The organism is Pseudomonas sp. UBA6699 (genome assembly GCF_002454615.1).
Taxonomy (GTDB): Bacteria; Pseudomonadota; Gammaproteobacteria; order Pseudomonadales; family Pseudomonadaceae; genus Aquipseudomonas; species Aquipseudomonas juntendi.
This window is the reverse complement of record NZ_DKJF01000058.1, coordinates 87,438-98,268: the sequence shown is the minus strand read 5'-3', so window position 1 is coordinate 98,268 and position 10,831 is coordinate 87,438. Positions and strand designations below refer to the sequence as shown.

Genomic DNA, 10,831 nt, shown 5'->3' with positions numbered 1-10,831 from the left:
AGCCTTCCGGGAACAGCGGGCGGATCGGACGGTCGATCAGGCGCGAGGTCAGCGTCTCTTTCTCGGAAGGACGGCCTTCACGCTTGAAGAAGCCACCTGGGATCTTGCCGGCGGCGTAGGTCTTTTCCTGGTAGTGAACCGACAGCGGGAAGAAGCCCTTGCCTGGATCAGCCTGTTTGGCGCCTACCACAGTCACCAGCACGGTGACGTCGTTATCGACAGTAACCAGCACGGCGCCGGTTGCCTGACGGGCAATACGGCCCGTTTCGAGAGTGACGGTCGATTGACCGAACTGGAAAGTCTTGATTACCGGGTTCACGGTTTCCTACCTTTTTCAGTGGCTCTTGGGGGAACTGGTTTCTTGCGAATTCTTGGGCAGAACGGGGAATCGGCCCCATTGACCGTCCAGATACAACACGAGGCTGGGAGCCTGGCCGCTGCGCGGTAAACCGCTCAGCTGAACCAGGCTGCCAACCTCGGAGATACGCGTGGCGTGCCCGACGACCCTGCTGCGAAACAGCAAAGCCGAAGCCTGCGACACGCCATGCACACCACTGACCAGGCCGCTATTAGCGACGCAGGCCCAGGCGACCGATCAGGGCGCTGTAACGAGTGGTGTCTTTGCCCTTCAGGTAGTCCAGCAGCTTACGACGCTGGTTAACCATACGGATCAGACCACGACGGGAGTGGTGGTCTTTATCGTTGGCCTTGAAGTGGCCTTGCAGCTTGTTGATGTTGTGGGTCAGCAGAGCAACCTGCACTTCCGGGCTACCGGTATCGCCGGCGGCTTGCTGATATTCGGCAACGATCTTAGCTTTTTCTTCAACGCTGAGGGCCATTTGGCTTCTCCTGATAACGGATCCCGCACGCGGGGTCCAATAGGCCAGGGACAAATCCCTGTATTAATAAAAAAGGTGTGACCGTGCCTACTGACAGCCACCCTTGCTGCCGTGGGGTTCGGCAATTGCCTGGCCCCGCGGTTTCGGTCATTCCGACCGAATAAGCCGACGTGGCGCGATGCGCCCGTCTTCGCTCACTTCACCGATACCGATGAAGCGCGCATTATGATCCTGTACCCGGACCATGCCAAATTGTGGCGCGTCCGGCGCGCGTACCGCCTGCCCATGCAGCCAGTAGAACGCACTGTGTTCGGACAGGCTGACCATTGGCCAGTCCTGCAGGCCGCTGTCCGAGGGCATCAGGAAGCGGTCCAGCGCTTCGTTGCCGCCTTCGGCGTGAGCCTGTTCGAGCGCTTCGAGGGTCACCGTCTGTGCCAGCGCGAAGGGCCCGGCCTGGGTCCTGCGCAGCTCGGCAACATAGGCGCCGCAGCCCAGGGCCTCGCCAATATCCTCCACCAGGGTGCGGATATAGGTGCCTTTGCTGCAACCTACGCTCAACCGTGCACGGGTGCCTTCGCACTCGAGCAACTCCAAGCGGCCAATAGTAACAGAACGCGCCTCGCGCTCCACTACCTCTCCTGCACGTGCCAGCTTGTACAGCGGCTGGCCATCACGCTTGAGTGCCGAGTACATCGGCGGTATCTGGCTGATGGGGCCGCGAAAACGCGGCAGCACCGCCTCGATATCGGCGCGACCAACGGTCACCTCGCGGGTCTGCAGAACCTCACCTTCGGCGTCGCCGGTGTTGGTAGTCTGCCCCAGCTGCATGACCGTTTCGTAGCCCTTGTCGGAGTCGAGCAGGTACTGCGAAAACTTGGTCGCCTCGCCAAAGCACAACGGCAGCACGCCGGTTGCCAGCGGGTCGAGGCTACCGGTGTGGCCGGCCTTTTCCGCATTCAGCAGCCAGCGTACTTTCTGCAGGGCGGCATTGGAGGTGAAGCCCAGCGGCTTGTCCAGCAGGATGATGCCGCTGACGTTGCGGCGGATACGTTTGACCTGGGCCACCGCTTACTCCTTGGTGTCCGGCTCGTCGGCTTCCTTGTGCATGCGGTCTTCGGCCACTGCACGCTCGATCAGCGCCGACAGGTGCACACCGCGGCTGACACTTTCATCGAAGTGGAAGTGCAGTTGCGGCACGCTGCGCAGCTGCATCGAACGCCCCAGGTGCAGGCGCAGGAAGCTGGCGGCGCTGTTGAGTGCCTTGAGCGACTGCTGCACAGCGTCCGGGGTTTCTTCGCCCATGACGGTGATGAACACCTTGGCATGGCCCAGGTCGCGGCTCACGTCCACGGCGGTGATGGTCACCAGGCCGACACGCGGGTCTTTGACTTCGCGACGGATCAGCTCGGCCAGCTCGCGCTGCATCTGATCGCCAATACGTTGGGTACGGCTATATTCTTTGGCCATTCTTGCTACCTGTAACTTAAAGCGGCAAACGCCCGGGCAGACCTGAGCCTGACCGGGCGCTACCTGAAGAGGTACCGCAAGCCGCCCTGCAAGGGGCGCTTGCGGCTCGCTCGCCCTTAAAGGGTACGAGCCACCTGGACTTTCTCGAAGACTTCGATCTTGTCGCCGACCTTGACGTCGTTGTAGCTCTTGACGCCAATACCGCACTCCATGCCCGAACGCACTTCGGAGGCGTCGTCCTTGAAGCGACGCAGCGATTCCAGCTCGCCTTCGAAGATCACAACGTCGTCGCGCAGTACGCGGATCGGACGGTTGCGGTACACGGTACCCTCGATGACCATACAGCCAGCGATGGCGCCGAACTTCGGCGAACGGAACACGTCACGCACTTCGGCAACACCCAGGATGTTCTCGCGAACATCGCTGCCGAGCATGCCGGTCAGGGCCTTCTTGACGTCTTCGATGATGTCGTAGATCACGTTGTAGTAACGCATATCCAGACCTTCCTGCTCGACGATCTTGCGCGCACCGGCATCGGCACGCACGTTGAAGCCGAACAGTACAGCGTTCGAAGCCAGCGCCAGGTTGGCATCGCTCTCGGTGATACCACCGACGCCACCACCAATCACGCGCACTTGCACTTCGTCGTTGCCCAGGCCGCCAAGCGAACCCTGCAGCGCCTCGAGAGAACCACGCACATCGGTCTTGAGCACGATGTTGAGGGTTTTCTTCTCTTCCTGACCCATGGTCTCGAAGATGTTCTCCAGCTTGCCGGCGTGAGCGCGGGCCAGCTTGACCTCGCGGTACTTGCCTTGACGGAACATGGCAACTTCGCGGGCTTTCTTCTCGTCGGCAACCACGGACAGCTCGTCACCGGCTTCCGGGGTACCGTCCAGGCCAAGGATCTCGACCGGGATCGACGGGCCGGCTTCTTTCACAGGCTTGCCGTTCTCGTCGAGCATGGCACGCACGCGGCCATAGTTGGAACCGCACAGCACCATGTCGCCCTGACGCAGCGTACCGTCCTGAACCAGGATGGTCGCGACCGGGCCGCGGCCCTTGTCCAGGCGCGATTCGACGACCACGCCACGACCAGGTGCAGTCGGGGTAGCAGTCAGCTCGAGGATCTCGGCCTGCAGCAGCACGGCTTCGAGCAGCTCGTCGACACCGGTACCCATCTTCGCCGATACCTTGACGAATGGCGTGTCACCACCCCAGTCCTCGGAGGTAACGCCTTCGACGGCCAGTTCGTTACGGATACGATCGAGGTCAGCACCCGGCTTGTCGATCTTGTTCACTGCAACCACCAGCGGAACGCCAGCTGCCTTGGCATGCTGAACCGCTTCGCGGGTTTGCGGCATTACGCCGTCGTCCGCCGCCACCACCAGGATGACGATGTCGGTCGCCTTGGCACCACGGGCACGCATCTGGGTGAACGCAGCGTGGCCCGGGGTATCGAGGAAGGTGACCATGCCGCGGTCGGTTTCCACGTGGTAGGCACCGATGTGCTGGGTAATGCCACCGGCTTCGCCAGCAGCAACCTTGGCACGACGGATGTAGTCGAGCAGCGAGGTCTTGCCATGGTCAACGTGACCCATGACGGTAACCACCGGCGCGCGGGACTCGGCCTGGCCTTCGAACTTCAGCGATTCGGCCAGGGAATCTTCCAGCGCGGTGTCGCTGATCAGCGTGACCTTGTGGCCCAGCTCTTCAGCGATCAGCTGGGCAGTTTCCTGGTCGAGCACCTGGTTGATGGTGACCGGGGTACCCATCTTGAACATGAACTTGACCACTTCAGCGGCCTTGACCGACATCTGCTGGGCCAGTTCGGAGACGGTGATGGTCTCGCCGATGGTCACGTCACGGATGACTGGACCGGTCGGGTTCTGGAAGCCGTGCTGGTTACGCTTCTTCAGCTTGCTCTTGCCACCACGACCACGACGGGCGCCGTCGCTCTCTTCATCGGTGGTACGCGGAGCGGCACGTGGCGTTGGAGCCTTTTCCTTCTCCTTGACCTTGACCTTGATCGACACACGAGGGGCTTCGCCACGACGACGGTCGTCATCACGGGTACGGCTCTCGTTGCGACGGGTCTCGTCCTTCTTGCGCTCGGCAGCACGGGCTGCAGCGTCTTCGGAGGCTGGCGCGTCGGCGACGACCGGGGCCGGGGCCGCGGCAGGCGCCGGCTCTGGCTTGGCGGCAGGCGCCGGGGCTGCTGCTGCGGTATAGGCAGCCTGACGGCGTGCCTGTTCTTCGTTGCGCTGGCGAACTTCGGCCTCGACCTTGTCGCGCGCGGCGTTTTCGGCCGCACGGCGCTCTTCCAGCTCACGCTTCTGCTCAGCCTGGATTTCTTCCGGGCTGCGCTGCACGAAAACTTTCTTCTTGCGTACTTCTACGCTGATGCTCTTGCTACCGGCGACACGCAGGGTGCTGGTGGTTTTGCGCTGCAAGGTAATCTTGCGCGGCTCTTCCGCCTTGCTCTTGTGGCTGCTCTTCAAATGAGTCAGCAGGGTCTGCTTCTCATTGTCGGTCACTACCTGACCGGCGTCGGTGTGCGGCAGACCTGCCTCACGCATCTGCTGCAGCAGGCGCTCTACCGGTGCCTCGACCTCTTGGGCCAGTTCTTTCACCGTGACTTGCGTCATGCACTTCTCTCCTCAGGCCGCGCCTAATTACTCGAACCAGTGGGCTCGGGCGGCCATGATCAACTTGCCGGCACGCTCTTCGTCGATGCCGTCGATGTCGAGCAGATCGTCGATCGACTGCTCGGCCAGGTCTTCGCGGTTAACCACGCCGCGCACCGCCAGTTCAGCCGCCAGGTCCTTGTCCATGCCCTCAAGGGAGAGCAGGTCTTCGGCCGGGTGGGCGTCTGCCAGTTTTTCTTCGGTAGCGATGGCCTTGGTCAACAAACGGTCCTTGGCTCGAGCGCGGAGCTCATTGACGATATCTTCGTCAAAGCCATCGATGTTGAGCATTTCTTCCAACGGTACGTAGGCAATTTCTTCGAGGCTGGTGAAGCCTTCGTCGACCAGCACTTGGGCCAGCTCCTCGTCGACTTCCAGTTCATCGATGAAATTGCGCAGGATGTCACCGGTTTCGGCCTGTTGCTTGGCCTGGATGTCCTTCTCGGTCATCACGTTCAAGGTCCAGCCGGTCAACTGACTGGCAAGACGAACGTTCTGACCGCCACGGCCAATGGCCTGGGCCAGGTTGTCCTCGGCGACGGCGATGTCCATGGCATGGGCATCTTCATCAACGATGATCGCCGCGACTTCAGCCGGCGACATGGCGTTGATGACGAACTGCGCCGGGTTATCGTCCCACAGGACGATATCCACACGCTCACCACCCAGCTCCCCGGATACAGCCTGGACGCGCGAACCACGCATGCCGATACAGGCACCTTGCGGGTCGATACGCTTGTCCTTGGAGCGGACGGCGATCTTGGCTCGCGAACCCGGGTCACGGGAAGCAGCCATGACTTCGATCAGGCCCTCGGCGATTTCCGGCACTTCAATGCGGAAAAGCTCGATCAGCATCTGCGGCGCGGTGCGCGACAGGATCAGCTGAGGGCCACGGTTTTCAGTGCGAATTTCCTTCAGCAGCGCACGCAGGCGCACGCCAACACGGAAGGTTTCGCGGGGAATGATGTCTTCACGGGCCAACAGGGCCTCGGCGTTGTTGCCCAGGTCAACGATGACGTTGTCGCGGGTAACCTTTTTAACGGTACCGGAGATGATTTCGCCAACGCGTTCGCGGTAGGCATCGACCACCTGGGCACGCTCGGCCTCACGGACCTTCTGCACGATGACCTGCTTGGCGGTCTGGGCGGCGATGCGACCAAATTCGATGGACTCGATCTTCTCTTCGATCACGTCACCTACCTTGGCTTCAGGGTGGGTGTCCTTGATCTTGTCCAGCCAGGTCTCGATCGCCGGATCGTCCAGATCGGCTTCATCTACCACGGTCCAGCGACGGAAGGTCTCGTAGCTACCGGTGTGGCGGTTGATTTCCACACGCAGATCGACTTCGTCTTCAAAACGTTTTTTGGTTGCAGTGGCCAGGGCCACCTCCAGCGCTTCGAAAATGACGCCGGGCGGTACACCTTTTTCGTTGGATACCGATTCAACAACCAGCAGTACTTCTTTGCTCATCGTACGCCTCGCCTTGCGCAAGCCATTGGGCCCGGATAGTCCGCCGGGCCCGGCACGTCTCAGTCAAAACTGGGAATAATATTGGCCTTGTCGATCGAATCGATCGGCAGAAGGAATTCCTGGTTGTCCACCTGGACCACCACGTCCTGCTCCTCCACACCGCGGAGAAGGCCCTGGAAGTTACGACGACCCTCGAAGGGTGAGCGCAGCTTGATCTTCACTTGTTCGCCGGCATGCGAGGCAAACTGTTCCAGAGTGAACAGTGGGCGATCCATGCCTGGAGAAGACACCTCTAGGGTGTATTCACTGCTGATTGGATCTTCCACATCGAGGATTGCGCTGGCCTGACGGCTGACTGCTTCGCAATCGTCCACCAGAATACCGCCTTCCTTGTCGATGTAGATGCGCAATACCGAATGCTTACCCTGGGAAACGAACTCGATCCCCCAGCATTGATAGCCCAGACCCTCGACAACCGGGGCCAACAAGGCCTGCAACTGTTCTAGCTTGCTCGACACCTGAACCCCCTCGTGCATGCTGTGCAAATAAAAAATGGGCAAAGCGCCCATCCCTGAAAGCGCCGTTGGACAACGACGCCGAAACTGTTCGGTTAGCAAAAAGCCCCTGAAAAGGGGCTCCGCTGAAGCTGGTTGCGGGGGCTGGATTTGAACCAACGACCTTCGGGTTATGAGCCCGACGAGCTACCAAGCTGCTCCACCCCGCGACAAAGCTGGGGCGAAAGTATAAGACCGAACCCTGCTGAGGGTCAAATCCAAACCTTCACCTGCAAGAAAGCCCGCTAAAGCGGGCTCTCAAGCTTCAATTGGTACCGAGAAGGGGACTCGAACCCCTACACCCTATGGGCACAACCACCTCAAGGTTGCGTGTCTACCAATTCCACCACCTCGGCAATACTACTACTTGAAACCCGTTACTTCTGCTCTTCTGCCGGAGGAGGTACATCACCCGTATTAGGAGTGGCTTCGCTCTTCTGCTGCTGTTGGAGCACCGGTACATCATCATTGACTGCCGGTTTTTGCGGCTCTTTCACTTCCAGCACTGCTGGATCTGGAAGACCTGCTTGGCTAAGCTGGTGAGCTTGTTGCTTCGCGAAGTATCCTAACCCAAGTGCTGTCAAAAAGAAAGTGGCAGCGAGTATAGCAGTTAATTTACTTAGGAACGTTGCAGAGCCTTGGCTCCCGAACACGGTATTAGAAGCACCCGCGCCGAAAGATGCACCTGCTTCAGCACCTTTACCCTGTTGCAACAGTACCAGCACTACTAGCGAAAGCGCTGCCAACAGATGAAAAACAACGATGACTGTTTCCAGCATTTGTTCAGTTTCCTGCGGCGCGACAAATTGCACCGAATTCGTCTGCGTTCAGGGACGCCCCACCAATGAGCCCCCCATCGATATCCGGCATGCCGAACAGTTCGGCCGCATTGGCCGCCTTCACGCTGCCGCCGTAGAGCAACTGCACCTTCGCAGCCACTTCAGCATCTTCTGCCGCCAGCTGGCCGCGGATGGCGGCGTGCACATCCTGGGCCTGCTGTGGCGTGGCCGTAAGGCCAGTGCCGATGGCCCATACAGGCTCATAGGCAATTACTGCATTGGCAAAAGCCTTAACACCGAATGCTTCGATGATACTGCTTAGTTGACGCCCGACAACTTCGAGCGTTTTGCCTGCCTCGCGCTCTTCCAGGGTTTCCCCTATGCAAAGCACTGGCTTCAAACCTTTGGCCTGGGCCGCTGCAAACTTGCGATTCAGCACTTCTTCGGTTTCGCCAATGATCTGGCGACGCTCGGAATGGCCAATCAACACCAACTTGCAACCTGCTTCAACCAGCTGCTCGGGAGCAACTTCCCCGGTCAGCGCACCCTGTTCGGGTTGTACAGCAGAATTCTGTGCACCGACAGTAATTTCTTTACCCGCCAGGCCATCGATCACTTGATTGATGAACAAGGCCGGTGGAAATACTGCGACTTCCACTCCGCTCGGCAAGGCGAGATTGCTCAAGCCTTCGGTCAGCTCAGCGACGCTAGCGCGGGTACCGTGCATCTTCCAGTTACCAGCTACCATAGGGCGACGCATGCTTTACCTCGTCGGTCAAAGTGGGCGCAGATCTTACCCAACCAGATCTGCGCTGGCAAGCGCCTTCAGACACAAACTTCGCCAACCAGTTTGGCCAGGGCTTCGGCATGGCCACGCACCTGCGCTTCGTCCTCGCCTTCAACCATTACCCGCACCAGCGGCTCGGTACCGGACTTGCGCAACAGCACACGCCCGCGCCCCGCCAGCGCCTCGGTGACCTTGGCGCTGGCTTCCTGCACGGCCGGGTGCTGCAGCGGGTCGACCTTGCTGCCGCCAAAGCGCACATTGATCAGCACCTGCGGGCATTTGCGCAGGGCCTGGCGGGCCTGGGCCAGGCCCTCGCCGCGGCGCTTGAGCGCCATCAGCACCTGCAACGCGGCAATGATCGCATCACCGGTAGTGGTGTAGTTGCAGCACACCACGTGGCCCGAGTTTTCGCCGCCCACCAGCCACTCACGCTCAAGCAGCTCGGCCATCACATAACGGTCACCGACCTTGGCCCGCACGAAGGGGATATCCAGGTCCTTGAGCGCCAGCTCCAGGCCCAGGTTGCTCATCAGCGTACCCACTACCCCGCCCTGGAGCTTGCCCCGCTCCTGCAGGTCGCGGGCAATGATGAACAGCAACTCGTCGCCATCGACGATCGCGCCGGTGTGGTCAACCATCAGTACGCGGTCACCGTCACCGTCGAAGGCAATGCCGAGATCGGCATGCCCGACCAGCACCGCAGCCTGCAGCGATTCGATATGGGTCGAGCCGCAGTTTTCGTTGATGTTCAACCCGTCGGGCTGGGCATGCAGCACAGTGACATCGGCACCCAGCTCGCGGAACACGCTTGGCGCAACCTTGTAGGTGGCACCATGAGCGCAATCGACCACCAGCTTGAGGCCTGCGAAACTGGTGCTGCTCGGTACGCTGCTTTTGCAAAACTCGATATAGCGGCCAGCAGCATCGTTGATACGCGACACCTTGCCCAGCTTGCTCGACTCGACCACGGTCATCGGCTGATCGAGCAGTTCCTCGATCATCAGTTCGACGTCGTCCGGCAGTTTGGTGCCCTGGCCCGAGAAGAACTTGATGCCGTTGTCGTCATGCGGGTTGTGCGAGGCACTGATGACGATACCGGCTTCGGCGTGGAAGGTACGTGTAAGGTAGGCGATGGCCGGTGTCGGCATCGGCCCCAGCAGCATCACGTCGGCGCCTGCCGCCGACAGGCCGGCTTCGAGGGCAGACTCGAACATGTAGCCGGAGATACGCGTGTCCTTGCCCACCAGCACCCGGCAGTGGCCGAGCTTGCGGAAGGCCATGCCGGCCGCCCAACCCAGCTTCAGCATGAAGTCCGGGGTGATCGGGTATTCGCCGACGCGGCCACGAATGCCGTCGGTACCAAAGTATTTTCTGCTCATAGGGACTCCAATGTTCTTATTCGGCGCCTTGTACCGCAGCGATCATGCGCACCACATCGACCGTTTCGGCCACGTCGTGGACACGCAGGATGCTCGCACCCTTGGTCATGGCCAGGGCCGCCAGTGCGAGGCTGCCGTACAGGCGCTCGTCGACCGGACGTTCCAGCGTCAGGCCGATCATGCTCTTTCGCGAGACCCCCACCAGCAGTGGGCGCCCAAGACGATGGAGCGTTTCCATGTGTTTGAACAGGCTCAGGTTGTGCGCCAGCGTTTTGGCGAAACCAAAGCCCGGATCAAGGATGATGCGTTGTTCATCAATACCGGCCGATGCGCAGGCCGCCATGCGCTGCTGCAGATACCGGGCAACATCGGCAGTCACGTTCTCGTAGTGCGGGTCGTCCTGCATGTTGCCAGGCTCGCCACGCATGTGCATCAGGCACACCGGCAGGCCGGTGGCGGCAGCGGCATCCAGGGCGCCGTCGCGCTCCAGGCCACGCACGTCGTTGATCAACCCGGCGCCAAGGCGCGCAGACTCACGCATGACGGCCGGGGTTGAGGTATCGACGGAGATGACCACGTCCAGGCGACTGTTGATGGCCTCGACCATCGGCGCCACACGCTCGAGCTCCTCGGTGACCGAAACGGCGCGCGCCCCAGGCCGGGTGGACTCACCACCGATGTCGATCAGCGTGGCACCGGCAGCAACCATGGCTTCGGCATGGCGCAAGGCCTCGTCACGCTGGTTGAAGCGCCCGCCATCGGAGAAGGAATCGGGGGTGATATTGAGAATACCCATGACATGGGTACGTGACAAATCAAGAACCCGGTTGCCGCAAGGCAACCGGGTCGGGTACTGCACTGAGCTCATAGAT

10 protein-coding genes, 2 tRNA genes and 1 pseudogene are annotated in these 10,831 nt (G+C 60.6%); all 13 read right to left on the bottom strand.

Annotated features, from left to right (window positions below; translation table 11 throughout):
• A pseudogene (locus B3361_RS11675) lies at positions 1–319 on the bottom strand (polynucleotide phosphorylase/polyadenylase); the annotation flags it as partial.
• 250 nt (positions 320–569) lie between these two features.
• Positions 570–839 (bottom strand): 30S ribosomal protein S15, encoded by a 270-nt coding sequence (rpsO, locus tag B3361_RS11670; RefSeq protein ID WP_009685353.1) that lies wholly within the window; start codon positions 837–839, stop codon positions 570–572.
• A 147-nt stretch (positions 840–986) separates the two neighbouring features.
• Complete coding sequence (gene truB, locus B3361_RS11665) at positions 987–1,904, bottom strand: tRNA pseudouridine(55) synthase TruB (protein ID WP_009685352.1); 918 nt, start codon at positions 1,902–1,904, stop codon at positions 987–989.
• Positions 1,905–1,907: 3 nt separating this feature from the next.
• Positions 1,908–2,306 (bottom strand): 30S ribosome-binding factor RbfA, encoded by a 399-nt coding sequence (gene rbfA, locus B3361_RS11660; RefSeq protein ID WP_009685351.1) that lies wholly within the window; start codon positions 2,304–2,306, stop codon positions 1,908–1,910.
• 116 nt (positions 2,307–2,422) lie between these two features.
• Entirely contained in the window at positions 2,423–4,951 is a 2,529-nt protein-coding gene (infB, locus tag B3361_RS11655) for a translation initiation factor IF-2 (protein ID WP_286920228.1), read from the bottom strand.
• A 27-nt stretch (positions 4,952–4,978) separates the two neighbouring features.
• Positions 4,979–6,460 (bottom strand): transcription termination factor NusA, encoded by a 1,482-nt coding sequence (gene nusA, locus B3361_RS11650; protein ID WP_009685349.1) that lies wholly within the window; start codon positions 6,458–6,460, stop codon positions 4,979–4,981.
• A 59-nt stretch (positions 6,461–6,519) separates the two neighbouring features.
• A complete protein-coding gene (gene rimP, locus B3361_RS11645) occupies positions 6,520–6,978 on the bottom strand; it encodes a ribosome maturation factor RimP (protein WP_009685348.1) in 459 nt (152 codons plus the stop codon).
• 129 nt (positions 6,979–7,107) lie between these two features.
• Positions 7,108–7,184 (bottom strand) — tRNA-Met (locus tag B3361_RS11640).
• A gap of 100 nt (positions 7,185–7,284) precedes the next feature.
• A tRNA-Leu gene (locus B3361_RS11635) sits at positions 7,285–7,370 on the bottom strand.
• A 21-nt stretch (positions 7,371–7,391) separates the two neighbouring features.
• Entirely contained in the window at positions 7,392–7,793 is a 402-nt protein-coding gene (gene secG, locus B3361_RS11630) for a preprotein translocase subunit SecG (RefSeq protein ID WP_009685347.1), read from the bottom strand.
• A gap of 4 nt (positions 7,794–7,797) precedes the next feature.
• Positions 7,798–8,553 (bottom strand): triose-phosphate isomerase, encoded by a 756-nt coding sequence (gene tpiA / locus B3361_RS11625; protein WP_054904423.1) that lies wholly within the window; start codon positions 8,551–8,553, stop codon positions 7,798–7,800.
• Between the two features lie 65 nt (positions 8,554–8,618).
• On the bottom strand, positions 8,619–9,959 hold the full coding sequence (gene glmM / locus B3361_RS11620; protein WP_009685345.1) for a phosphoglucosamine mutase: 1,341 nt from the start codon (positions 9,957–9,959) through the stop codon (positions 8,619–8,621).
• Between the two features lie 16 nt (positions 9,960–9,975).
• Complete coding sequence (folP, locus tag B3361_RS11615) at positions 9,976–10,827, bottom strand: dihydropteroate synthase (RefSeq protein WP_029885742.1); 852 nt, start codon at positions 10,825–10,827, stop codon at positions 9,976–9,978.
• Between the last annotated feature and the right edge of the window lie 4 nt (positions 10,828–10,831).